The sequence below is a fragment of the Pseudomonas sp. D3-10 genome (assembly GCF_051132175.1).
In the GTDB taxonomy this organism is placed as follows: Bacteria; Pseudomonadota; Gammaproteobacteria; order Pseudomonadales; family Pseudomonadaceae; genus Aquipseudomonas.
This window is the reverse complement of sequence record NZ_CP071668.1, coordinates 4,542,990-4,565,196: the sequence shown is the minus strand read 5'-3', so window position 1 is coordinate 4,565,196 and position 22,207 is coordinate 4,542,990. Positions and strand designations below refer to the sequence as shown.

Here is a 22,207-nt window from a genome sequence, read left to right as displayed (position 1 = left end):
TTTCCGAGATTGGCCCCACGAGGCGAATCCGAGCGTTTACATAAAAAAATTGAGGAGCACATCGATGCGCGTCATTCTGCTGGGAGCTCCCGGGGCCGGTAAAGGTACTCAGGCAAAGTTCATCACCGAAAAATTCGGTATCCCGCAAATCTCCACCGGCGACATGCTGCGTGCGGCGGTCAAGGCCGGCACCGAGCTGGGCATCAAGGCCAAGAGCATCATGGATGCCGGCGGCCTGGTGTCGGATGACCTGATCATCGCCCTGGTCAAGGATCGTATCGCTCAACCTGACTGCGCCAATGGCTTCCTGTTCGATGGTTTCCCGCGCACCATTCCACAGGCTGAAGCCCTGGTGAGCGCCGGCGTCGAGCTGGATGCAGTCGTTGAAATCGCCGTCGAGGACGAAGAAATCGTCCAGCGCATCGCCGGTCGACGTGTTCATGAGCCGTCCGGCCGTGTCTATCACACCGTCTACAATCCTCCAAAAGCCGAAGGCAAGGACGATGTGACGGGTGAAGAACTGGTGCAGCGCAAGGACGATACCGAAGAAACCGTGCGTCATCGTTTGTCGGTCTACCACTCCCAGACCAAGCCGCTGGTGGATTTCTACCAGAAGCTGTCGGCTGCCAACGGCAAGCCGAAATACAGCCATATCGAAGGCGTCGGTTCGGTTGAGGCCATCACTGCCAAAGTGCTTGCGGCCTTGAGCTGAAAAGTCTGATCGGCAGCAACAACTACGGCCCGCTTGCGGGCCGTAGTTGTTTATACTGGCGCACTTTTTCCCCACCTGATTTACGGACACATCGATGAGCACCTTGCTGGCCCTGGACACCGCGACTGAAGCTTGCTCCGTTGCCTTGCTGCACAACGGCAAGGTCACGAGCCATTACGAGGTGATCCCGCGTTTGCATGCGCAGAAATTGCTGCCGATGATCCAGCAGTTGCTCAGCGATGCCGGCACCAACTTGCAAGCGGTGGATGCAATCGCCTTCGGTCGCGGGCCCGGGGCTTTCACCGGTGTGCGCATCGCCATCGGCGTGGTGCAGGGCTTGGCCTTTGCCCTGGAGCGCCCGGTGCTGCCGGTGTCGAACCTGGCGGTGCTGGCCCAGCGCGCCCTGCGCGAACACGGTGCGCGCCAGGTCGCCGCGGCGATCGATGCGCGCATGGACGAGGTGTATTGGGGCTGCTATCGCGAAGCCAACGGCGAGATGCGCCTGGCGGGGCCTGAAGCGGTATTGCCACCCGAGGCGGCGGCGCTGCCGGCTGAGGCGAGCGGTGATTGGTTCGGCGCCGGTACGGGCTGGGGTTATGCCGAGCGGATCGGTGTCAGCCTTGTTGGCCAGGACGCCTCGATGTTGCCCCATGCCGAAGACTTGCTTGCGCTGGCACGCTTCGCCTGGGAACGCGGCGAGGCCATTGCGGCCGATGATGCCCAGCCGGTTTACCTGCGGGACAAGGTAGCAACGCCAAAATCCGAGCGGCTCTGACCTCAAGCGAACGGCCTTCGTGGCGAGGGAGCTTGCTCCCGCTGGGACGGTCCGACGCTTCGGGCGGAGCGGCCCCGACCTTGGTGTGAAAGCCAACTATCGAGCGAGTGCTACGCACTCGAGCGGGAGCAAGCTCCCTCGCCACAAGGGCATCGACCAATTTCAGATTTGCGCTTGAAAAGTCATTTCTCTAACTAAAAGTCACACGCCACATTGCCAGTCGTCACTTTTCCGGCCCGTTTTTAAACCTTTTTAGCTTTCTGTGTTCTAGTTATCACTTGCGCGTTTGCGCGGCTACGAATGTGCCGCTAAATTGCCATCATTGATACCGAGCATTCTGTCATGCGTATAGACGGCGTTTCATCCCAGTCCTACCCGATCAAGCGTCGGCCTCGTGCGGGTAAATCCGCTGAGCCCGAAAACTTCGATGATATCGATGGCGACCTGGAATTTCCGTCCGAAGAGCAACTGGCCGCACGTGCCGCCAAAGCCTCTGCGCAGCGCCTGAGCAATCTCCCCGCCCGTCAGCAGGACATGCTGTATCACCGCGCCATGAGCCGCAGTGTCGCCACGGCCCTTGCCAGTTATTTGAGCACTGCCGGTTTTGTCGACTGGGATATGGAAGTGCTAGGGCTCGACCTCTACATCTGATGCGGTTGCCTTATTACCTGGGCTGCCCATCCTGGAGCGAAAACGCCTGGCGCGATTATCTTTATCCCCAAGACGCAAAAAGCTCCGACTTCCTGAACCTCTATAGCCAGGTTTTCAATGCCGTGGAAGGCAACACGACCTTCTATGCGAGCCCGTCTGCGGCCACTGTCCAGCGCTGGGCGGAAATCATGCCCGAGCATTTTCGTTTCACGGCCAAGATCCCGGGCGACATCAGCCATGGCGGCGACTTGCGTGAACACCTGACCGCCACTGAAACCTTCGTTCAACTGCTCAGCCCGCTGGGCAAGCGCGTCTCGCCGTTTTGGCTGCAGCTGTCCAAGGCCTTCACGCCCAATCGGATGCAGGAGCTGGCGGCGTTTATCGACGCGTTCCCGAGCCCGTTGGCGGTCGAGGTCCGTCACGACGAGTTTTTTGCCAAGGGCGATGCCGAGCGCCGGCTCAATCGCCTGTTGCTCGATCGCGGCGTGGAACGCATCTGTCTCGATCCACGGGGCTTGTTCAGCTGCGCCTCGACCGATCCCTCAGTGCTTGATGCGCAATACAAGAAGCCTCGGGTGCCTACGCGGCCAGCGGCTTTCACTCAATGCCCGCAGGTGCGCTTCGTCGGCCATCCAGTGGTGGAAGCCAACGAGCCGTTCCTGACGCCCTGGGTGGAAAAAATCGCCGAGTGGATCGAAGAAGGGCGCACCCCGTACATGTTCCTGCACACCGCCGACAACCTTCTGGCGGCAAAGCTCGCGATGCGTTTTCACAGCCGCTTGATGAACCGTTTGCCTGGCTTGCCGGCCCTGCCTGAGCTATATAGAGAACCCGCCGCCGAGCAACTGGGATTGCTCTAAGGCAAACCCTCCCATTGCTCAGGAGCGACTCTGATGGATGCACAAACCCGGCGAGCCCAGGCGTTCAAGGCCCTGCATGAACGCGAAGGGGCCTTTGTAATTCCCAATCCGTGGGATGCCGGATCGGCGAAGATGCTCGCCAGCCTTGGCTTCGAAGCCTTGGCGACCACCAGTGCCGGCCACGCTTTTTCCCTGGCGCGGCCCGATGGTGCTCTGGGCCTGGATGACACCCTGGCCAACGTGCGAGCGATTGTGGCGGCCACGGATCTGCCAGTTGCGGTCGACCTGGAAAACGGCTTTGCCGATGCGCCCGACGCATGCGCGGCCAGCCTGCTGCGTGCGGCAGAGGCCGGGGCGGTGGGGGGCTCCATCGAGGACGCCACCGGGCGCGAAGACAGCCCGATCTATCGTTTCGATCAAGCAGTGGCGCGGGTCAAGGCCGCGGCCGAGGCGGTGCGCAGCCTGCCGTTCCCGTTCATGCTCACCGCCCGCGCGGAAAATTTCCTGCACAACAAACCCGACCTGGACGACACGATCCGACGCCTCAAGGCGTTCGCCGACGCAGGCGCCGACGTGTTGTACGCGCCAGGATTGAGCAGCGCCGAACAGGTCCTCGCGGTGGTACAAGCGGTGGCGCCCAAACCGGTCAATGTGCTGATGTCCGGCGCCCTGGACCTTACCGTGGCGCAGTTGAGCGAACTGGGCGTCAAGCGCATCAGTGTCGGCTCGGCGTTGGCGCTGGCGGCCTATGGCGAGTTCTTCCGCGCCGCGCAGGAAATCCAGGAGCAAGGCACGTTCACCTTCACCCGTCGCTCGATGCCATTCAAGCAGGCCAATCAATTATTCAAGGGCTGATGCCCGGGGCGTTGTCGTGCGGTTTTTCAAAGGTTTGATGGTGGTGCTGCTGATCGTCGGCGCCGCAGTGCTTGGCGTATGGCGCGGCTGGTTGTCGGTGCCGCCGCAATGGAATCCCTGGGCGCCGCTGGACGTCAGCGCCCCGCCGAACATGCTGACCCGCTACAAGCTGATGGCCCTGCGCAACGACCCGCAACTGTGCGACCAGGCGCTCGCTACGTCAGGGCTTCGGACCTCTCGCCAGGCGGACAGCGGCGCCAACACCACCTGTCCGTTGACCAATGTGTTGCGAGTGCAGGGCGGCGATGTGGCGCTGAGCAGCAGCTTCCTGGCCAGTTGCCCGCTGGCCGTGGCTTTCGCGTTGTTCGAGCGTCATGCGCTGCAGCCGGCGGCAACGGCGGCCTATGGGCAGAAAGTCACGCGGGTCGATCATCTGGGCAGCTTTGCCTGTCGCAACATGTACGGCCGTGAGAGCGGGGCGCGCAGCCAGCACGCCACCGCCAGCGCGCTCGATATTGCCGGGTTTCGCCTGGCCAATGGGAAGGCGATCAGCGTGCTCAGGGACTGGCCGAAAGACAACACCGATGCGCAGTTCCTGCGGCAGGTGCGAGATGGCGCCTGTGAGATGTTCAGTGTGGTGTTGAGTCCGGACTACAACGCGGCGCACCGCAACCACTTCCATCTGGATGTAGGGCCGTGGTGGATCTGTCGGTAAGAATCAGGCGGCGATACGAAGGTTCTGCAGAACGATCGGACGTGCCCAACGGGTATCGAAATCGAGTTGTTTCTGCTGCGCCACCAATTCCTCTTCCGGGAACGGAGGGAACGGTTTATCCAGCAAGTCGAGTTCGAACTCGGCGATCGGCAGGTGCAATGGACGCGGGTGCGGCGCCGGGCCCGGTTCCGACTGTGGCTGGCCGGCTGTGAGGACGATCGGGCGAACCCAGTTGCTCTCGAAGGTTTGCTGCTTTTGCTGGGCAACGATTTCTTCGGGCGGGAACGGTGGGAACGGTTTGTCCAGCAAATCCAGTTCGAACTCGGCAATCGGCAGGAACAACGGCTCTGGCGGCTTGACCTGGGTTTCCTTCACGTCGCAGGTGCGCTGGCTGACGATGTGCTCCAGCAGCTCGGCGCCAAGGGTCGGTTCAACCGCTTCATCGAGGGCGACGGGCTGGTAGCTGCCAGGCGCCGGTGCGTTTTCACCCAGTTGATCGGCCAGGGCCCGGGCAAAAAAATCCTGCCACAGGTGACTGACGCCGCTCAGCGCTTGGGTGTTACGCAGGCTGTAATCGCCGTAAGGGGAGATAACGCCTATCGATGTGGATTGAATGTCTGACATTTTTCTCGGTCGACGCTCAGCTCTGGCAAAATGCCGTTCACCGTTGTTATCGGCTGGTTTTGCCGATCCTTAATTTTTTCGAGCGTGTTTTCATGATTGAGCAACCCGCGGCCTGCCGCATCCATGTCGAGGCCTTGATTCCGGCGTTCCAGCCCCAGGCCGAACAATGGGCAGAGCGGCTTGGCCTGCCTTTGCAAGTGGACGATGGCGAGTTTGCCTTGCAGGTCGGCGAGCAGGGATTGCAATTGCAGCAATTGGGTCCGGACGCGCCGGGACCGGTGCGGGTGGATTTCGTCGAGGGTGGCGCGGCCCATCGGCGCTTGTACGGCGGTGGCAGCGGTCAGATGATCGCCAAGGCGGTCGGTGTCGCCCAAGGTGTGCGTCCGCGGGTACTCGACGCCACGGCCGGGTTGGGCAAGGACGCGTTTGTGCTGGCGAGCCTGGGCTGCGAAATGAGCCTGATCGAGCGCCAGCCGCTGATCGGTGCACTGCTGGAAGATGGCCTGGCCCGTGGCGCGGAAGATTTCGACGTGGCGCCGATCGTGGCGCGCATGCGTTTGCTCAAGGGCAACTCCATCGAGGTGATGCGCCATTGGGAAGGCGAGCCGCCCCAGGTGATCTACCTGGACCCGATGTTTCCCCATCGAGAGAAAACCGCCCTGGTGAAAAAGGAAATGCGCCTGTTCCGACCTTTGGTGGGCGATGACAATGACGCACCGGCGCTGCTGGCCGCGGCGCTGGCGCTGGCGACCCACCGGGTGGTGGTCAAGCGCCCGCGCAAGGCGCCTTGCATCGAAGGGCCGAAGCCGAGCCATGGGCTCGAGGGCAAGTCCAGTCGGTACGATATCTATCCCAAGAAGGCGCTCAAGGCTTGAAACCGAGGCGCCCCCGTTCGCGAGCAGGCTCGCTCCCACACGGAACACCACGATCCCTTGTGGGAGCGAGCCTGCTCGCGAATGAAGCCCCCAGGTGATGGCGCTTGGGAACTAGGGCCGATAGGCCCGCATGAACAACCCCACCACTTCCTGCACATGAGCCTCGGCCGCCTCGGCGTCTTGCGGTCCGTCGCAGCCGTACAGCAACCTGAAGTTGGCCGCCCCCTTGATCAGGCAGAAAAAATGCTCGGCGGCATTTCGCGGTTTGTCGATGCTCAAGGCGCCGCTCTGGTTGACCTTGCTCAATAACCGCTCCATGCCGCAGAGCATGCGTTGCGGGCCGGCCTCGTAGAAAATCGTCGAGAGCTTCGGATCCTGACTACCCAGGGCGACCATTAGCCGATGCAGATTCACCGACTCGTCGCTGTTGATCAGTTGATTGAAGCCCCGGGCGATGTTCATTAACACGTGCTCGATCGGGACGCCTTCGACCCATTCGAAGAACAGCGGCGGCACTTGCTCTTCGCACTTGGCGATCACCGCGGCGGAAAACAGCGTTTCCTTATCGTTGAAGTGGCTGTAGACCGTCAGCTTCGATACACCGGCCTCGGTCGCCACCGCATCCATGCTGGTACTGGCGTAACCCAGGCTCAGGAAGAGATTTTTGGCCGCATCGAGAATGGCCTGGCGTTTGGCCAGATCCTTCGGACGACCAGGGCCGCTGGGAGGGGGAGGATTGTTCGACATTCTTCGCTTTAATACTGGACTGGTGAGTTTGCTATTAATAACATACCCGCCAGTATAATTATTCCAAGCATCATTAGCGAAAGGTCATCCACCATGTTCCGCTATGTCCTGCCCCTCGCCGTGCCAGTCAGCCTGGCTTTTTTATTGTCTGCGTGTGGCCACGAGGAGCCGGTGGCCGTCACCGTCCGCCCGGCCATGGTGGTCAAGCCCGAGCCCTCGGCCCAGGCGATGGACAGTTATCCTGGCGAAGTGCGGGCGCGATTCGAGCCGGACCTGGCCTTTCGCATCGGTGGCAAAGTCAGCCGACGGCTGGTGGAGGAGGGGCAGCGGGTCAAGGCCAATCAACCCTTGGCTGAACTCGATCCCGAAGACGTGCGTCTGCAACTCGAGGCGAGCCGGGCCCAGGTCGCTGCCGCCGAGGCCAACCTGAGCCTGGTGCGTGCCGAGCGTGACCGCTACAAGACCTTGATGGAGCGGCAGATGGTCAGCCGCTCCCAATACGACAACGCCGAAAATCTCTTTCGCTCCGGGGCCGCGCGGGTCAAGCAGATCAAGGCTGAATTCGACGTTGCCAGCAACCAGGCCAGCTATTCGATTTTGCGTGCGCCCCAGGATGGCGTCGTGGCCCGGCGTTCGGTGGAAGTGGGTCAGGTCGTGTCGGCCGGTCAAACCGTCTTCACCCTGGCCACCGACGGTGAACGCGAGGTGCTGATCAGCCTGCCGGAGCAGAGTTTCGGTCGGTTCAAGATTGGCCAGCCGGTTTCGGTCGAGCTGTGGAGCCAACCTGACCAGCGCTTTAGCGGACGTATCCGCGAACTCTCGCCGGCCGCCGATCCCAGATCCCGCACCTTCGCCGCTCGTGTCGCCTTCACCGCCGGCAGCGTCCCGGCGGAACTGGGCCAGAGCGCCCGGGTGTTTATCCAGAATGCCGAAAAGGTCCCCCTGTCAGTGCCGCTGTCGGCCCTCACCGCCGAGAACGGCGCGACTTATGTCTGGGTGGTCAACCCCGACAACACCCTCAAGAAAGTCCCGGTGCGTGTCGGTGCCTTTGGCGAAAACAACGTGCCGGTGCTTGAAGGCCTGGGTGCCAATGACTGGGTGGTGGCCGCTGGCGTGCATGTGCTCCTGGACGGCCAGCAGGTGCGGCCGGTGGATCGCTCCAACCGCGTAGTCAACCTGGCGGCCAAGGAGTAACCCCCGATGGGCTTCAATCTTTCCGAATGGGCGTTGCGGAACCGCCAGATCGTACTGTTCCTGATGCTGTTGCTCGCAATCGTCGGGGCGCTTTCCTACACCAAGCTTGGCCAGAGCGAAGACCCGCCGTTCACCTTCAAGGCCATGGTCATTCGCACGATCTGGCCAGGCGCCACGGCTGAGGAAGTGTCGCGCCAAGTCACCGAGCGCATCGAAAAGAAGCTGATGGAAACCGGCGATTACGAAAAGATCGTCTCGTTCTCCCGCCCGGGCGAATCCCAGGTGACGTTCATGGCTCGCGACTCCTTGCATTCCAAGCAGATTCCCGAGCTGTGGTATCAGATCCGCAAGAAAATCAGCGATATCCGGCATACCTTGCCGCCGGGTATCCAGGGGCCGTTCTTCAACGATGAGTTCGGCACCACGTTTGGCAATATCTACGCACTCACCGGTGACGGCTTCGATTATGGCGTGCTCAAGGATTATGCCGACCGCATCCAGATCCAGCTGCAGCGGGTCAAGGATGTGGGCAAGGTCGAATTGCTCGGCCTGCAGGACGAGAAAATCTGGGTCGAACTGTCGAACGTGAAACTGGCGACCCTCGGCCTGCCGCTGGCGGCGGTCCAGCAAGCCCTGGAAGCGCAGAACGCGGTGTCTACGGCCGGATTCTTCGAGACCGCCAGCGAGCGATTGCAGCTACGGGTTTCCGGGAATTTCCAGACCGTGGAAGAGATCCGTGACTTTCCGATCCGCGTGGCCGACCGCACCTTCCGCATCGGCGATGTAGCAGACGTGCGTCGCGGCTTCAACGATCCACCCGCGCCGCGCATGCGGTTCATGGGCGAAGATGCCATCGGCCTGGCCGTGGCGATGAAGGAGGGCGGTGACATCCTTGTGTTGGGCAAGGCCCTGGAAGTCGAGTTTGCCCGCATCCAGAACACGCTGCCGGCGGGTATGCAATTGCGCAAGGTTTCCGACCAGCCCGCGGCGGTGAAGACCGGTGTCGGCGAGTTCGTCCAGGTGCTGGTGGAAGCGCTGACCATCGTGTTGCTGGTGAGCTTTTTCTCCCTGGGGCTGCGTACCGGGATGGTGGTGGCGCTGGCGATTCCGCTGGTGTTGGCGATGACCTTCGCCGCGATGTACTACCTGGGGATCGGCTTGCACAAAATCTCCCTCGGCGCGCTGGTCTTGGCCCTGGGGCTGCTGGTGGACGACGCGATCATCGCCGTGGAGATGATGGCGATCAAGATGGAGCAAGGCTTCGACCGGATCAGGGCGGCCAGCTACGCCTGGACCAGTACGGCGTTTCCGATGCTCACCGGGACTTTGATCACCGCGGCGGGCTTCCTGCCGATCGCCACCGCCCAATCGGGCACCGGCGAGTACACCCGTTCGATTTTCCAGGTGGTGACCCTCGCACTGTTGGCTTCCTGGGTGGCTGCCGTGGTATTCGTGCCGTACCTGGGGGAAAAACTCCTGCCGGACCTGGCGAAGATTCATGCGGCCAAGCATGGCACGGTGGACGGCCAGCCCGATCCCTACGGTACGCCGTTCTACCAGCGTGTACGGCGATTGGTGGAGTGGTGCGTGCGTCGGCGCAAGACCGTCATCGCGTTGACCGTGCTGCTGTTCCTGGGCTCGGTCGTGTTGTTCCGTTTTGTCCCGCAGCAGTTTTTCCCGGCGTCGGGGCGCCTGGAGCTGATGGTCGATTTGAAATTGGCCGAAGGCGCTTCGTTGGTCAACACCGCCGAGCAGGTCAAGCGCCTGGAAGCGTTGCTCAAGGACCACGCCGGTATCGACAACTACGTCGCTTATGTCGGCACCGGTTCACCGCGTTTCTATCTGCCCCTGGATCAACAACTGCCGGCGCCGAGCTTCGCCCAATTCGTGGTGTTGGCCAAGACCATCGAAGACCGCGAGCCGTTGCGCAGTTGGCTGATCACCACCCTGAACGAGCAATTCCCAACCTTGCGCTCGCGGGTGACGCGCCTGGAGAACGGTCCGCCGGTGGGCTACCCGGTGCAGTTTCGCGTGACAGGCGAGCACATCGAGGAGGTGCGGGCCCTGGCGAGGAAAGTGGCGACAAAAGTCCGGGAAAACCCCTACGTTGCCAATGTGCATCTGGATTGGGAAGAGCCCAGCAAAGTGGTCTATCTGAACATCGACCAGGACCGTGCGCGAGCCTTGGGGGTGACCACCGCGAATCTGTCGAGCTTCTTGCGAAGCTCCCTCACCGGATCCAGCGTCAGCCAGTACCGTGAAGACAACGAGTTGATCGAGATTCTGCTGCGCGGCACGGTGCATGAGCGCACGGAGCTGTCGCTGTTGCCAAGCCTGGCGGTGCCGACCGACAACGGCACGACCGTTGCCCTGTCGCAGATCGCCACGCTGGAGTATGGCTTTGAAGAGGGCGTGATCTGGCACCGCAACCGCCTGCCGAGCGTGACCGTTCGGGCCGATATCTACGGCAAAGAACAGCCGGCGACCCTGGTGCAGCAGATTTTCCCGACACTGGATCCGATCCAGGCGGAACTTCCGGATGGTTATCTGCTTGAGGTGGGTGGCACGGTAGAGGACTCGGCCCGAGGCCAGAAATCGGTGAACGCCGGTGTGCCGTTGTTCATCGTGGTGGTGCTGACCTTGTTGATGCTGCAACTGCGCAGCTTCTCTCGCACGGCCATGGTCTTCCTCACCGCGCCGCTGGGGTTGATCGGCGTGACGCTGTTCCTGTTGGTGTTCCGCCAGCCGTTCGGTTTCGTTGCAATGCTTGGCACCATCGCCTTGTCCGGCATGATCATGCGCAACTCGGTGATCCTGGTGGATCAGATCGAACAGGATATCAAGGCCGGGCTTGCCCCGTGGCAGGCGATCATCGAAGCGACGGTGCGACGGTTCCGCCCGATCGTGCTCACCGCGCTGGCGGCGGTGCTGGCAATGATCCCGCTGTCACGCAGCCTGTTCTTCGGCCCGATGGCGGTGGCGATCATGGGGGGATTGATCGTGGCAACGGCATTGACGCTGCTGTTCCTGCCGGCGTTGTATGCGGCGTGGTTCAGGGTCAAGAAGACTTGAACCGATTCTGATAGCACTGAAAATCAAATGTGGGAGCGAGCCTGCTCGCGATTGCGGTGCTACAGCCAACAGAGATGTTATGGCTGATACCGATATCGCGAGCAGGCTCGCTCCCACAGTGTTTTTGCGCTTGGCTTAGAGAGTGCCAAAAACCTTCTTCGCCAAACTGGTCGCCGCAGCCGCCGGATTCTGGCGAATGGTGGCTTCCTGTTTTGCGATCATCTCGAACAAACCATCCAGCGCCTGTTCAGTCACATAGTTCTCGACATTGGCGCTCTTGGCATCGACCACTCCCAGTGTCGCGGCTTGGCCGGCAAAGGCGTTGTATTGCTGGGCCAGGCCGACCTTGTCGGTGGCTTGCTTGACGATGGGCAGGAACTTGGCGCGAATCTGCTCGCGGCTGCTCTTGTTCAGGTACTGGGTGGCCGAATCGTTGCCGCCGCTCAATATGCCCTTGGCGTCGCTCACGCTCATGTTCTTCACGGCGTCGACCAGGATCGGCTGGGCCTGCACCACCGCGGCTTCGGCCGCCTGGTTCATGCTGGTTTCCAGCTGATCCACCTGGTCGCCCATGCCGAAGGCTTTCATCTTGCTGGCGACTTTGCCGAGCTTGCCTGGCAATTCAATCTTGACGTCCGGGTTGTTGCTGAACCCGCCTGGGGTGCCCAGCTGCTTGACCGCCACCTGGGCGCCTTGGGTCAGGGCATCCTTGAGACCACCCGTGGCGTCTTTCTGGGAAAGGTCGCCGAGGGACAGGGCCATGGCATTGGCGCAGATCAACAGGCCGGCGCACAGGCCGGTGAAACGAAGGGTAAAGCGGAGCATGGCAGCTTCCTTGAAGAGTGGAACAGGAATCAGCGTGCAGCGTTGACGCGAATCTTCAACGGCTGCGGATCTTTGCCATCGAGCTGCACGGTGTGTTGTTCAGTGCTGATGAACATCAACTGGCCGTCGACTTCGATGCGGGCGCTCACGGCATAACGGTGGCCGGGCTTGACCTGCGCCGGATCATAACTGAGCTTGAATGGTAATGGGACTTGGCCTTTGACGGGGCCCCGCTGCTCATCGACCGTCACGGCTGGCGCGTCGGCGAGGGAGACGTCTTGCAGGCTCACGGTCAAGGTAGCAGTGGGCGGCAAGGCGATGCGTTGCAGGTAGAACACCTCGCCGTCGAGGCTGTTCTTGCTGGCCAGCGGCGTGCTGGAGCAGGCGCTGAGCAACGTGGCAGCAGCGACGAGAAGAAGCTTTTTCATGGGGACATTTCCATATTGGGGGCCCCAGTGAAATCCTGGGGCCTGTGACAGAATCAATCCTGGGTGACTGGCGTGTCCGGAGCCATGGCGTCTTCACTGCGATGCAACGCCACCTGGCGGATCGACAAGCGAATCTCCGCCGGCAACACACGCTTGGCCGCGCCTTCGGCCAATTCGCCGAGCAGCTCGTGATAGCTTAGCTTGCCCGCTTCATCACGGCGCAGTACGTCGAGGTCGAGCATCGTCTGGATGAAGTGGCGGAACAGGCTCTTGTCGAAGAACTCCGGCGCGTTCAGTCCGTGCAGGATCGACAGCCGCTGGGCCATGACTGTGCAGAGGTCTTCCAGTTCTTCGGCGCTGATGCTGTTCTGCCCGCTGTTGAGCAGCAGCGAAACGGTCATGTAGAAGCGCTGCAAGGTCTGGGCGATGCTCTTCGATAGCAAGGTCAGCAGCACAAAGTGTCGAGAACTTGGAACGGGACGCAAGTACAGGTCTTTCTCGAAGCGCAGCAGGCCCTGCTCGACGAACGCTTTAAGCCACTGGTCGACCACATCGTCCAGTTCTTCCAGCGACCAGCGAATGAACAGCTCCGATTGCAAGTACGGATACAGGGCCCGTGTATAACGCAGGATCTGTTCGCGGCTCATGCGCGAGCTGCTCTGGAAGAAGCTCGCCAGCAGCGCCGGAAGGGCGAAGATGTGCAGCACGTTGTTGCGGTAGTAGGTCATCAACACGGCGTTCTGTTCATCCAGATACAGAATCTTGCCCAAGGCATCGCTCTGTTCCGACAGCAGGTCCATGCCTTTGACATGCTCGATCAACGCCCGGCCGTCGCCCTCAGGCAAGGTGGTGTGGGGCGAATAGGGCACTTTGCGCAGCAGCGCGAGGTACAAGTCCAGCACGCGGGCCATGGCCTGGTCGTCGAGAGCCAGTCGGCTGGTGGACAGCAATGCCAGGGCGACAAGGTTGACCGGGTTGATAGCGGCGGCCTCGTTCAGGTGCCGCGCCACGCGTTCGCCGAGGCGGTTGGTGGTCGCGTTGAGCCAGGCCGGCTTGAATTGCGGGCCCAGCTCCTGCTGGCGCCAGCCAGGTTGCTCGCCGTCGAGGAATTCCGCCAGCTTGATCGGCTCGCCGAAGTTCACCGCCACTTGGCCGAAGCGTTGCTTGAGGGCGCCGATGACCTTGAAGATGTCGAAGATCGACTCCTTCTTCTTGCTCGCGCCGCGCAGTTCGCCCAGGTAGGTACGGCCTTCCAGGACCCGCTCATAACCGATGTACACCGGCACGAAGACGATGGGCATGCGTGACGAGCGCAAGAAGCTGCGTAGGGTAATGGCGAGCATGCCGGTCTTGGGTTGCAGCATGCGCCCGGTGCGCGAACGGCCGCCTTCGACGAAGTACTCCACCGGGAACCCCTTGGTGAACAGCGTATGCAGGTATTCGTTGAACACGGCGGTATAGAGCGGGTTGCCCTTGAACGTGCGGCGCATGAAAAACGCCCCGCCGCGGCGCAGCAGGCTGCCGATCACCGGCATGTTCAGGTTGATGCCGGCGGCGATGTGCGGTGGCGTCAGGCCATTGCGAAACAGCAGGTACGACAGCAGCAGGTAGTCGATATGACTGCGGTGGCAGGGGACATAAATGACTTCATGGCCTTGGGCAACGTTTTGCACGCCTTCGATGTGGTTGACCTTGATGCCGTCGTAGATCTTGTTCCAGAACCAGCTCAGCACCACTTCCAGGAAGCGGATGGCCGTGTAGGTGTAGTCCGAGGCGATCTCGTTGCCGTAGCGCAGGGCCTGGGCTTTGGCTTTCTCCGGCGAGATCTTCTCCCGCTCGGCTTCTTCGGCGATGGCCTGCTTGACCAGCGGCTGGTTCAACAGACCCTTGACCAGATGGCGTCGGTGGGAGATGTCGGGACCGATGACCGCCGCTTTCAAGTTGCGAAAGTGTACCCGCAGGATCCGCTGGGCCATGCGCACGGTGCGTTCGTGGCCCTTATCGTGCTCGATCAGTTCGCGCAGATGGATCGGGGCGGAGAACTGCACGCGGGTCTTGCGCCCCAGGATCATGATGCTCAGCAATCGGCGCAGGCGTCCGGTGACCGCCCAACTGTCGGCGAACAACAGTTTCCACGGGCTGGATTCGCTGTCGGGCGATTGGCCCCAGAACACGCTGACCGGAATGATCTGCGCGTCCTCGGCGGCGTTGTGGGTCAGCACGTCGACCAGCCGCGTCAGGGTGGGCGGCGCACCGCGTTTATCCTGGCGCCCGAGCCAGTCCGGTGCCGGCGTCAGGTAGAAAAATGCCGCCGGCTCCAGCAGGTTGCCCACCGAGACCGGCAGTACCGGGCGCGGCAGGCCGGCCTTGGTGCATTCGGTGTCGAGCACCGCCAGGTCGGTCAGCGAAGGGTCTTGCAGGACGTAGAACACGGGGCGACTGCGGTCGAGGTTGAGGGTAAAGGACGACTGATTGATCGTCTCGGAGCGAACCCAGAGATATAAAAGTCGGCGCAAGGTGCCAAACACAAGACGGCGGAACGGGGAGCGGGTCATACGGCTTCTGCATGAGTGAATGGGATGGAGCGGGCGCCAGTGTGCCGGATTCGTCGAAAATCGGCAAAAAAGCACCGAAGTAAAGTCAGTTGAGAGTTTTTCCGGGTGTCATATACTCGGCCGGTTACTGCCCGGGGCTTCCCCATGGACGTTCGGACGGTGGCTTAGGTTCGTACGGCTTTGCCTTTTCAATCGGGCGGGAAAAGCCGACTTAACAATAAGAAAACAGGAGTGAGCATCATGGCAACACGCGAAACCGGCAGTGTGAAGTGGTTCAACGACGCCAAGGGCTACGGCTTTATCCAGCGCGAGGGCGGAGCGGATGTGTTCGTGCATTACCGCGCGATCCGTGGCGAGGGCCACCGCTCACTGACCGAAGGCCAGCAGGTCGAGTACGCGGTCGTGGAAGGCCAGAAGGGCCTGCAGGCTGAGGATGTGGTGGGGTTGTAAGCCGCATTCACCGGCAACACAAAACCCTGTGGGAGCGAGCCTGCTCGCGAAAGCTGTGTATCAGACAATGACTCATTAACTGTCACACCGCTTTCGCGAGCAGGCTCGCTCCCACATTAGATCAGCGCTGGGCGCTAAATCACGCCGTTTTCCAGGTAATCTCTTCTTCCCCATCGGCGCTGATGCGGATCCAGCGGTCCGCCGATTCTTCCCCTTCTTCTTCCACCCAGGAGCCGGGCGCGCAGCGCACTTCGACGTTCAGCGCGGCGAAGGCGGCGCGGGCGCAGGCAATGTCGTCTTCCCACGGGGTCTGGTCACTTTCCAGATAGAGGCTGTTCCATTTTCCTACGGCCTTGGGCAGCCAGGTCACCGGAATGTGGCCAGCCTTGCACTTGTAGGTCTGGCCTTTCTGTACCCAGTCGCTGCATGGGCCCAGGGCCTCGCCTAGCCAGTGGGCGATGGCCTTGTGGTCAACGTCGGCGTCCTTCAGGTAAATCTCGATATCGGGTTGGCGCATGGATGTCCTCACTGTGGTCTTGAAAAATCCATTCGCGGATTTAGCTGGCCCCAAGCGATTGCCAGGGGCCAAAGGTTAATTATTGAACAATGAAATAATCGTAGCGCATCGACACCGTGACTTCGAACGGCTCGGCCTGTTCGATCACGTTGGCGCGGCGCTCGGCGCTGGCGCGCCAGCCGTGGGGCGTCATCGCCAGCAGATTGGCGCGGTCCTGGCCGCTGTCGAGCGTCAGCTTGAATTCCAGGGTTTCGCTGTGATCCAGCGCCATGCCGGGCGGCACCAAGGCCAGGTGCTTGTCGTCCGTGTACCCGCGCACTTCGTCGTACAGGCGCTCGCGCAATTCCATCAGGTGGCCGGCGGTAGGGCCGACTTTCATCAGGCCGCCGCCGGGGCTGAGCAAGCGCTTGGCCTCTTGCCAATCCAGCGGGCTGAACACACTCGCGAGGAACTGGCAGCAGCCATCCGCCAGCGGCACCCGGGCCATGCTGGCGATCAACCAGGTAAGCCGCGGGTTGCGTTTGCAGGCGCGCTTGACCGCTTCGCGGGAGATGTCGAGGGCATAGCCATCGGCGTTGGGCAGGGCATCGGCGATTTGCGCGGTGTAGTAGCCCTCACCACAACCGATGTCGAGCCAACGTCCAGGTGCCCGTTCGGCCGCCAATTCGGCCAGGCGCCGGGCGACCGGGGCGTAGTGCCCGGCGTTGAGAAAGTCGCGGCGAGCTTCGACCATCGCCTGGTTGTCGCCGGGGTCGCGGCTGTTCTTGTGCTGCACCGGCAACAGGTTCAGGTAACCCTGCCGCGCACGGTCGAACCGGTGGCCGGCGGGGCACACGACGCCGTTGTCCACGGCGTTCAGCGGTTCACTGCAGATCGGGCAGGCGAGCATCAGGCGAGCAACTTGATCAGCGTCTTGTAGTAGATCTCGGTGAGCACGTCGAGATCAGCCGCCAGCACGCGTTCGTTGACCTGGTGGATGGTCGCGTTGACCGGCCCCAGCTCCACGACTTGCGTGCCCATGGTGGCGATGAATCGACCGTCGGACGTACCGCCGCTGGTGGAGGCTTTCGTCTCGCGGCCCGTCACGTCCTTGATGCTCGATGACACGGCGTCCAGCAGGGCACCCGGCTCGGTGAGGAATGGCAGGCCGGACAAAGCCCAGTCGATGTGCCAGTCCAGCTGATGCTTGTCGAGGATATCGGCGACGCGCTGTTGCAGGCCCTCGACGGTGGATTCAGTGGAGAAGCGGAAGTTGAACACCGCTTCCAGATCGCCGGGGATCACGTTGGTCGCGCCGGTGCCAGAGTTCAGGTTGGAGATCTGGAAGCTGGTCGGTGGGAAGAAATCGTTGCCATGGTCCCAGTGCTCGGCGGCGAGTTCGGCCAGGGCCGGCGCGGCCAGGTGGATCGGGTTCTTCGCCAGGTGTGGATAAGCCACGTGACCCTGTTTGCCGCGTACGGTGAGTTTCGCGCCGAGGGAGCCGCGACGGCCGTTCTTGACCACATCGCCCACCAGCGTGGTACTCGACGGCTCGCCGACGATGCACCAGTCCAGGCGCTCCTGGCGGGCCTTGAGGCGTTCGACCACGGCTTTGGTGCCGTGGTGGGCCGGGCCTTCTTCATCGCTGGTGATCAGGAAAGTCAGCGAGCCCTTGTGGTCCGGGTAGTCGGCGACAAACCGCTCGGCCGCCACAACCATCGCCGCCAGGCTGCCTTTCATGTCCGCCGCGCCGCGGCCGCAGAGCATGCCGTGTTCGTCGATGACCGCATTGAACGGGTCGAGCTGCCACGCCTGCACCGGACCGGTCGGCACCACATCGGTGTGGCCGGCGAAGCACAGCACCGGGCCGTCCTGCTTGCCATGGCTGGCCCAGAAGTTATCCACATCCTCGATGCGCATCGGCTCCAGCTTAAAACCGGCGTCGCCCAGGCGCTGCATCATGATTTTCTGGCAATCGGCATCCAACGGCGTCACGGACGGACGGCGGATCAGGTCGATGGCGAGTTGCAGGGTCGGCGAAAGGTCGGCGTGGGCCGTCATGGAAGCTCCGGGAATAATGTGGACGCAAGGCTAGTGCGGGAGCGGGCTGGCTCGCGCAAAATGGCGGTTATCTTATAGCAAAACGACTCTCATGGGCCCCTGGTGCTGGTCGGTTGGAACACAAATCCTGTGGGAGCGAGCCTGCTCGCGATGGCGGTGGATCAGTCGATACTCTATTGACTGGATTGACGCCATCGCGAGCAAGCTCGCTCCCACAAGGGGAAATTGGTGGGATTCAATTCGCGAACAGCTCGAATTGCCACGGCAAAGCCCTATAATGCGCGCCGGTTTTTGGGGTAACGGTCATGAGTACAGAAGATCCACGGTTTGCCGGCATCGCCCGTTTGTATGGCATCGAAGGCCTGGAGCGCCTGCGGGCGGCCCATGTGGCAATTGTCGGTGTTGGCGGCGTCGGATCCTGGGCGGCGGAAGCCATTGCCCGTTGTGGCGTAGGCGAGATTTCGCTGTTCGACTTGGACGACGTCTGCGTCAGCAACGCAAACCGCCAACTACACGCCCTGGATAGCACCGTCGGCAAGCCCAAGGTCGAGGTGATGGCCGAGCGGCTGCGCGGCATCAACCCCGATTGCACCGTGCATGCAGTCGCGGACTTCGTCACCCGCGACACCATGGCCGAGTACATCACGCCGAACATCGACTGCGTGATCGACTGCATCGACAGCGTCAACGCCAAGGCCGCGCTCATCGCCTGGTGCAAGCGCCGCAAGATCCAGATCATCACCACCGGCGGCGCGGGCGGGCAGATCGACCCGACGCTGATCCAGGTCTGTGACTTGAACCGCACCTTCAATGACCCGCTGGCGTCCAAGGTGCGCTCGACCTTGCGCCGCGACTACGGCTTCTCCCGCACCGTGACCCGCCACTACAGCGTGCCGTGCGTGTTCTCCACCGAACAGCTGCGCTACCCGAAACCGGATGGCAGCATTTGCTTGCAGAAGAGTTTTGTCGGAGACGGCGTCAAGCTCGACTGCGCCGGCGGGTTCGGCGCGGTGATGATGGTCACGGCGACGTTCGGCATGGTCGCGGCGACCAAGGCTGTGGATAAGATTGTCGCGGGCGTGCGGCGGCCGGCGGACAGGGTCAAGCCCGGGGAGTGATGCAGCGCGGTTGACTAAGGGAGTGATGACCTGTGGCGAGGGAGCTTGCTCCCGCTGGGCTGCGCAGCAGACCCATTAATGTGAGCGCTTCGCGCTCAAGCGGGAGCAAGCTCCCTTGCCACAGGTTATTGCGTCAGTTCGCGCATGCGCTTCAACACCGCATTCAATCCATTGCTGCGCGACGGCGATAGCTGCCGCGATAACCCCAACTGATTGAACCAATCCGGCAAATCCACCTGCTGTAACTCGTCAGCGGATAAGCCATTGACCCGCGCGAGCAACAACGCCACCAAGCCACGGATCAATCTCGCATCGCTGTTGGCGGAGAACTGCCAGTGGCCATCGCGCAACTGCCCCACCAACCACACCTGGCTCTCACAGCCGTGGACAAGGTTGGCGTCGCACTTGTCTGCATCGCTCAATGGCGCCAGGCGATCGCCCCATTGCATCAGCAGGCGGGCCCGCGGTTCCCAACCGGAGGCGTCCTGAAAAACTTGCAGCGCGGCGACCGCATCGGCAGGCAGGTTCATCGCAGCATCTCCAAGGCCTGGTCCAGGGCCTCGAAGAAACGTTCGAGATCGGCGGAGTCGTTGTACAGCGCCAGCGACACCCGAATCGCCCCGGACAGCTTCATATGCCTGAACAGCGGCATTGCGCAGTGATGCCCGGCGCGCACGGCGATGCCTTGCTCGGTCAGCAGGTGCGCCAGGTCGGCATTGTGGATACCGTCGACCACAAAACTGACGAGGGCCCGTTGCGGCTCGCCCACCAGGCGCACGCCGTTGCGCGCCTGCAGGCCGTGAAGCAGATAGTCATGCAGGGCAGTTTCATGATCGATGACCGCCTGCCCGTCGAGGCCGGACAGGTAATCGAAGGTCGCTCCCAGGCCGATCACACTGGCGATAGGCGGCGTCCCGGCTTCGAAACCCAGTGGCGCCGGGCGGAAGGTGGCGCTGTGGTAATCGGCCTGCTGCACCATTTCGCCGCCAAACTGCCAGTGACGCAGTTGGCCAAGCGCTGCGGTGCGGCCAAACAGCACACCCAAGCCTTCCGGGCCGTACAGCTTGTGACTGGAAAACACATAGAAGTCGCAGCCCAAGGCCTCCACATCATGACGACCATGGACGACGCCTTGGGCGCCATCGATGACCGTCAGCGCACCCTGCGCCTTGGCCATCGCCAGCAATGCCGGCAACGGCTGCCAAGTGCCAAGCACGTTCGACAATTGGCTCACCGCCAACAGGCGCGTGCGAGGGCCGATAAGCTCGGCGGCCGCAGCGCTGTCGATAACGCCGTCGGCGTCCAGTGGCAGTACCACCAGTGTCAACGCGCGGCGCTCGGCCAGTTGCTGCCAGGGCAACAGGTTGGCGTGATGCTCCAGGGCGCTGACGACAATTTCATCGCCTGGGTTGAACAGGTGTTCCAGCCCGTAGGCGAGCAGGTTCAACGCCGAAGTGGCGCCGTGGGTGAATACGATTTGCCCGCAGTCACCCGCGTTAAGCCATTGTGAGACCTTGAGGCGACTGTCTTCGAATGCCTGGGTGGCCAGGGCTCCGGGCAGATGTTGCGCCCGGTGCACGTTGGCCGCGCCGTTGGCGTAGTAATGCGCCAGAGCGTCGAGCAAAGCTTGGGGTTTTTGCGTGGTGGCGGCGTTGTCCAGGTAGGTCTGGCCTTGCCGTTGCAGGGCGGCGATGGCCGGGAAATCGGCACGCCAGGGGGATTGAATCAACATGCTTGCGGGCCCTGCTGGAGTTACGCCGGACCCTGTGGGAGCAAATCTGCTCCCACAGGTGATGGTGTGAAGCTTAGTTGTGCGCGTGCAATGCTTCGTTGAGCTCGATGGCCGACTTGTGGGTCTTGCATTCCACCGCGCCGGTCTCGGAGTTACGGCGGAACAACAGGTCCGGCTGGCCGGCCAGATCGCGGGCCTTGACCACTTTGACCAGCCGGTTGTTCTCATCCAGCAGGGCGACTTTGGTGCCGGCGGTCACGTACAGGCCCGACTCCACGGTGTTGCGGTCGCCCAGCGGGATACCGATGCCGGCGTTGGCGCCGATCAGGCAGCCTTCGCCGACCTTGATCACAATGTTGCCGCCGCCCGAGAGAGTACCCATGGTCGAGCAGCCGCCACCCAGGTCCGAGCCCTTGGCGACGAACACGCCCGCCGAAACACGGCCTTCGATCATGCCCGGGCCTTCGGTGCCGGCGTTGAAATTGACGAAACCTTCGTGCATGACCGTGGTGCCTTCGCCCACATAGGCGCCCAGGCGCAGGCGCGCGGCGTCGGCGATACGCACGCCGGCCGGGACCACGTAGTCGGTCATTTTCGGGAATTTATCCACCGAGAACACTTCCAGCAACTCGCCACGCAAGCGGGCTTCGAGCTGGTGCTCGGCCAGTTCGGCCAGGTCGATCGCGCCCTGGCTGGTCCATGCCACGTTTGGCAGCAGCGGGAAGATACCGGCCAGGTTCAGGCCGTGAGGCTTGACCAGACGATGGGACAACAGGTGCAGCTTCAGGTAAGCCTCAGGGGTGGAGCTCAGTTGGGCATCCTCGGCCAACAGGGTGGCGACCAGCGGCTTGTGGCTTTCAGCCAGGCGAGTCAGCAGCTTGGCTTGCGCGGCGTCGACGCTGCGAAGTGCCTCGGCCAGTTGCGAGGCCTGGGCGGTGGTGAATGTGATGGCCTGGTTGCCTTCACTGTAGCCAAGGATCGGCGCGACGGCTGCCACGATTTCGGCCGACGGGTTGAGCAATGGCTGTGCGTAGAACACTTCCAGCCAGGCGCCTTCACGATTTTGGGTGCCGACGCCGAAGGCCAGGCTGAACAGGGTAGTGGACATGAAATTACCTCTACAAAATGGACTGGGCAGGCTTACTTGATTTCTGCCGCGTAGATATCTGGCTTGAAGCCAATCAGGGTACGGTCACCGAGGTCGAGCACCGGGCGCTTGATCATCGAGGGTTGGGCGAGCATCAGTTCGATGGCTTTCGTCTGGTCGAGATCGGCTTTGCGTTCGTCGTCGAGTTTGCGAAAGGTCGTACCGGCGCGGTTCAACACCACTTGCCAGCCATGCTCGTCGCACCATTGAGTCAGGTGCTCACGGTCGATGCCGGCGGTCTTGTAGTCATGAAAATCGTAATGCACAGCGTGATCATCGAGCCAGGTGCGCGCCTTTTTCATCGTGTCACAGGCT

Annotated in this window: 23 protein-coding genes; 11 read left to right on the top strand and 12 right to left on the bottom strand. The window is 62.0% G+C overall.

What is annotated here, in order from left to right:
• The first annotated feature begins 64 nt into the window (after positions 1-64).
• From adk to J3P90_RS20575, 6 genes are all read left to right on the top strand, one after another.
• A complete protein-coding gene (gene adk / locus J3P90_RS20600) occupies positions 65-712 on the top strand; it encodes an adenylate kinase (RefSeq protein WP_420764212.1) in 648 nt (215 codons plus the stop codon).
• A gap of 94 nt (positions 713-806) precedes the next feature.
• Positions 807-1,487, top strand: coding sequence for a tRNA (adenosine(37)-N6)-threonylcarbamoyltransferase complex dimerization subunit type 1 TsaB (gene tsaB / locus J3P90_RS20595; protein WP_434675311.1), 681 nt, complete (start codon positions 807-809; stop codon positions 1,485-1,487).
• Positions 1,488-1,829: 342 nt separating this feature from the next.
• Entirely contained in the window at positions 1,830-2,138 is a 309-nt protein-coding gene (locus tag J3P90_RS20590) for a hypothetical protein (RefSeq protein ID WP_420764214.1), read from the top strand.
• Positions 2,138-2,998 carry a DUF72 domain-containing protein gene (locus J3P90_RS20585; protein WP_434609789.1) on the top strand — a complete coding sequence of 287 codons (861 nt, stop codon included), beginning with the start codon at positions 2,138-2,140 and terminating at the stop codon, positions 2,996-2,998. Before J3P90_RS20590 ends, J3P90_RS20585 begins: the two co-directional genes overlap by 1 nt.
• A 33-nt stretch (positions 2,999-3,031) precedes the next feature.
• Complete coding sequence (locus J3P90_RS20580) at positions 3,032-3,853, top strand: isocitrate lyase/PEP mutase family protein (RefSeq protein WP_434609792.1); 822 nt, start codon at positions 3,032-3,034, stop codon at positions 3,851-3,853.
• A 16-nt stretch (positions 3,854-3,869) separates the two neighbouring features.
• On the top strand, positions 3,870-4,568 hold the full coding sequence (locus J3P90_RS20575; RefSeq protein WP_434675310.1) for an extensin-like domain-containing protein: 699 nt from the start codon (positions 3,870-3,872) through the stop codon (positions 4,566-4,568).
• Between the two features lie 3 nt (positions 4,569-4,571).
• On the opposite strand, the gene J3P90_RS20570 is transcribed toward J3P90_RS20575, so the two are convergent.
• Positions 4,572-5,192, bottom strand: coding sequence for an energy transducer TonB (locus J3P90_RS20570; protein WP_420764218.1), 621 nt, complete (start codon positions 5,190-5,192; stop codon positions 4,572-4,574).
• A 92-nt stretch (positions 5,193-5,284) separates the two neighbouring features.
• On the opposite strand from J3P90_RS20570, the gene J3P90_RS20565 reads away from it, so the two are divergent.
• Positions 5,285-6,067 carry a class I SAM-dependent methyltransferase gene (locus tag J3P90_RS20565; protein WP_420764219.1) on the top strand — a complete coding sequence of 261 codons (783 nt, stop codon included), beginning with the start codon at positions 5,285-5,287 and terminating at the stop codon, positions 6,065-6,067.
• A 111-nt stretch (positions 6,068-6,178) separates the two neighbouring features.
• On the opposite strand, the gene J3P90_RS20560 is transcribed toward J3P90_RS20565, so the two are convergent.
• A complete protein-coding gene (locus J3P90_RS20560) occupies positions 6,179-6,814 on the bottom strand; it encodes a TetR/AcrR family transcriptional regulator (RefSeq protein ID WP_434609795.1) in 636 nt (211 codons plus the stop codon).
• Between the two features lie 93 nt (positions 6,815-6,907).
• On the opposite strand from J3P90_RS20560, the gene J3P90_RS20555 reads away from it, so the two are divergent.
• Positions 6,908-8,008 (top strand): efflux RND transporter periplasmic adaptor subunit, encoded by a 1,101-nt coding sequence (locus J3P90_RS20555; protein ID WP_420764221.1) that lies wholly within the window; start codon positions 6,908-6,910, stop codon positions 8,006-8,008.
• 6 nt (positions 8,009-8,014) lie between these two features.
• Positions 8,015-11,080 carry an efflux RND transporter permease subunit gene (locus J3P90_RS20550; RefSeq protein ID WP_434562513.1) on the top strand — a complete coding sequence of 1,022 codons (3,066 nt, stop codon included), beginning with the start codon at positions 8,015-8,017 and terminating at the stop codon, positions 11,078-11,080.
• Between the two features lie 135 nt (positions 11,081-11,215).
• Here the strand turns inward: J3P90_RS20550 and J3P90_RS20545 are convergent, their stop codons facing one another.
• From J3P90_RS20545 to plsB, 3 genes are read right to left on the bottom strand one after another with little or no spacing between them, the layout of a single operon-like run.
• A complete protein-coding gene (locus tag J3P90_RS20545) occupies positions 11,216-11,905 on the bottom strand; it encodes a DUF4197 domain-containing protein (protein WP_434562515.1) in 690 nt (229 codons plus the stop codon).
• 29 nt (positions 11,906-11,934) lie between these two features.
• Positions 11,935-12,333: a YbaY family lipoprotein gene (locus J3P90_RS20540; RefSeq protein ID WP_420764223.1), complete on the bottom strand. Its 399-nt coding sequence runs from the start codon at positions 12,331-12,333 to the stop codon at positions 11,935-11,937.
• Between the two features lie 53 nt (positions 12,334-12,386).
• Complete coding sequence (gene plsB, locus J3P90_RS20535; protein ID WP_434675309.1) at positions 12,387-14,888, bottom strand: glycerol-3-phosphate 1-O-acyltransferase PlsB; 2,502 nt, start codon at positions 14,886-14,888, stop codon at positions 12,387-12,389.
• Positions 14,889-15,128: 240 nt separating this feature from the next.
• Here plsB and J3P90_RS20530 point away from each other — a divergent pair, with 240 nt between their 5' ends.
• Positions 15,129-15,338, top strand: coding sequence for a cold-shock protein (locus J3P90_RS20530; protein WP_007927922.1), 210 nt, complete (start codon positions 15,129-15,131; stop codon positions 15,336-15,338).
• A gap of 139 nt (positions 15,339-15,477) precedes the next feature.
• Here the strand turns inward: J3P90_RS20530 and J3P90_RS20525 are convergent, their stop codons facing one another.
• From J3P90_RS20525 to dapE, 3 genes are all read right to left on the bottom strand, one after another.
• Complete coding sequence (locus tag J3P90_RS20525; protein WP_420764225.1) at positions 15,478-15,855, bottom strand: hypothetical protein; 378 nt, start codon at positions 15,853-15,855, stop codon at positions 15,478-15,480.
• Positions 15,856-15,934: 79 nt separating this feature from the next.
• Positions 15,935-16,744 (bottom strand): putative RNA methyltransferase, encoded by an 810-nt coding sequence (locus tag J3P90_RS20520; protein WP_434609804.1) that lies wholly within the window; start codon positions 16,742-16,744, stop codon positions 15,935-15,937.
• On the bottom strand, positions 16,744-17,895 hold the full coding sequence (gene dapE, locus J3P90_RS20515; protein ID WP_434562521.1) for a succinyl-diaminopimelate desuccinylase: 1,152 nt from the start codon (positions 17,893-17,895) through the stop codon (positions 16,744-16,746). Before dapE ends, J3P90_RS20520 begins: the two co-directional genes overlap by 1 nt.
• 305 nt (positions 17,896-18,200) lie before the next feature.
• Here dapE and tcdA point away from each other — a divergent pair, with 305 nt between their 5' ends.
• Positions 18,201-19,013 (top strand): tRNA cyclic N6-threonylcarbamoyladenosine(37) synthase TcdA, encoded by an 813-nt coding sequence (tcdA, locus tag J3P90_RS20510; RefSeq protein ID WP_053182857.1) that lies wholly within the window; start codon positions 18,201-18,203, stop codon positions 19,011-19,013.
• Between the two features lie 125 nt (positions 19,014-19,138).
• On the opposite strand, the gene J3P90_RS20505 is transcribed toward tcdA, so the two are convergent.
• From J3P90_RS20505 to J3P90_RS20490, 4 genes are all read right to left on the bottom strand, one after another.
• A complete protein-coding gene (locus J3P90_RS20505) occupies positions 19,139-19,543 on the bottom strand; it encodes a SufE family protein (protein WP_434675308.1) in 405 nt (134 codons plus the stop codon).
• Positions 19,540-20,745 (bottom strand): aminotransferase class V-fold PLP-dependent enzyme, encoded by a 1,206-nt coding sequence (locus J3P90_RS20500; protein WP_434675307.1) that lies wholly within the window; start codon positions 20,743-20,745, stop codon positions 19,540-19,542. The genes J3P90_RS20505 and J3P90_RS20500 overlap by 4 nt, the downstream gene beginning before the upstream one ends.
• A gap of 73 nt (positions 20,746-20,818) precedes the next feature.
• Positions 20,819-21,853 (bottom strand): 2,3,4,5-tetrahydropyridine-2,6-dicarboxylate N-succinyltransferase, encoded by a 1,035-nt coding sequence (dapD, locus tag J3P90_RS20495; protein WP_434675306.1) that lies wholly within the window; start codon positions 21,851-21,853, stop codon positions 20,819-20,821.
• A 32-nt stretch (positions 21,854-21,885) separates the two neighbouring features.
• A complete protein-coding gene (locus tag J3P90_RS20490; protein ID WP_238349422.1) occupies positions 21,886-22,194 on the bottom strand; it encodes an arsenate reductase in 309 nt (102 codons plus the stop codon).
• Positions 22,195-22,207: the final 13 nt, after the last annotated feature.

What these genes read in the sequence shown, in the direction of transcription:
- J3P90_RS20520 (WP_434609804.1), bottom strand. Translation starts at nt 16,744, where the DNA reads ATGCTCGCCTGCCCGATCTGCAGTGAACCGCTGAACGCCGTGGACAAC.
- dapD (WP_434675306.1), bottom strand. Translation starts at nt 21,853, where the DNA reads ATGTCCACTACCCTGTTCAGCCTGGCCTTCGGCGTCGGCACCCAAAAT.
- J3P90_RS20490 (WP_238349422.1), bottom strand. Translation starts at nt 22,194, where the DNA reads ATGAAAAAGGCGCGCACCTGGCTCGATGATCACGCTGTGCATTACGAT.
- J3P90_RS20585 (WP_434609789.1), top strand. Translation starts at nt 2,138, where the DNA reads ATGCGGTTGCCTTATTACCTGGGCTGCCCATCCTGGAGCGAAAACGCC.
- tcdA (WP_053182857.1), top strand. Translation starts at nt 18,201, where the DNA reads ATGAGTACAGAAGATCCACGGTTTGCCGGCATCGCCCGTTTGTATGGC.
- J3P90_RS20505 (WP_434675308.1), bottom strand. Translation starts at nt 19,543, where the DNA reads ATGAACCTGCCTGCCGATGCGGTCGCCGCGCTGCAAGTTTTTCAGGAC.
- plsB (WP_434675309.1), bottom strand. Translation starts at nt 14,888, where the DNA reads ATGACCCGCTCCCCGTTCCGCCGTCTTGTGTTTGGCACCTTGCGCCGA.
- J3P90_RS20525 (WP_420764225.1), bottom strand. Translation starts at nt 15,855, where the DNA reads ATGCGCCAACCCGATATCGAGATTTACCTGAAGGACGCCGACGTTGAC.
- J3P90_RS20560 (WP_434609795.1), bottom strand. Translation starts at nt 6,814, where the DNA reads ATGTCGAACAATCCTCCCCCTCCCAGCGGCCCTGGTCGTCCGAAGGAT.
- J3P90_RS20590 (WP_420764214.1), top strand. Translation starts at nt 1,830, where the DNA reads ATGCGTATAGACGGCGTTTCATCCCAGTCCTACCCGATCAAGCGTCGG.
- J3P90_RS20580 (WP_434609792.1), top strand. Translation starts at nt 3,032, where the DNA reads ATGGATGCACAAACCCGGCGAGCCCAGGCGTTCAAGGCCCTGCATGAA.
- J3P90_RS20545 (WP_434562515.1), bottom strand. Translation starts at nt 11,905, where the DNA reads ATGCTCCGCTTTACCCTTCGTTTCACCGGCCTGTGCGCCGGCCTGTTG.
- tsaB (WP_434675311.1), top strand. Translation starts at nt 807, where the DNA reads ATGAGCACCTTGCTGGCCCTGGACACCGCGACTGAAGCTTGCTCCGTT.
- dapE (WP_434562521.1), bottom strand. Translation starts at nt 17,895, where the DNA reads ATGACGGCCCACGCCGACCTTTCGCCGACCCTGCAACTCGCCATCGAC.
- J3P90_RS20500 (WP_434675307.1), bottom strand. Translation starts at nt 20,745, where the DNA reads ATGTTGATTCAATCCCCCTGGCGTGCCGATTTCCCGGCCATCGCCGCC.
- J3P90_RS20530 (WP_007927922.1), top strand. Translation starts at nt 15,129, where the DNA reads ATGGCAACACGCGAAACCGGCAGTGTGAAGTGGTTCAACGACGCCAAG.
- J3P90_RS20565 (WP_420764219.1), top strand. Translation starts at nt 5,285, where the DNA reads ATGATTGAGCAACCCGCGGCCTGCCGCATCCATGTCGAGGCCTTGATT.
- adk (WP_420764212.1), top strand. Translation starts at nt 65, where the DNA reads ATGCGCGTCATTCTGCTGGGAGCTCCCGGGGCCGGTAAAGGTACTCAG.
- J3P90_RS20540 (WP_420764223.1), bottom strand. Translation starts at nt 12,333, where the DNA reads ATGAAAAAGCTTCTTCTCGTCGCTGCTGCCACGTTGCTCAGCGCCTGC.
- J3P90_RS20550 (WP_434562513.1), top strand. Translation starts at nt 8,015, where the DNA reads ATGGGCTTCAATCTTTCCGAATGGGCGTTGCGGAACCGCCAGATCGTA.
- J3P90_RS20570 (WP_420764218.1), bottom strand. Translation starts at nt 5,192, where the DNA reads ATGTCAGACATTCAATCCACATCGATAGGCGTTATCTCCCCTTACGGC.
- J3P90_RS20555 (WP_420764221.1), top strand. Translation starts at nt 6,908, where the DNA reads ATGTTCCGCTATGTCCTGCCCCTCGCCGTGCCAGTCAGCCTGGCTTTT.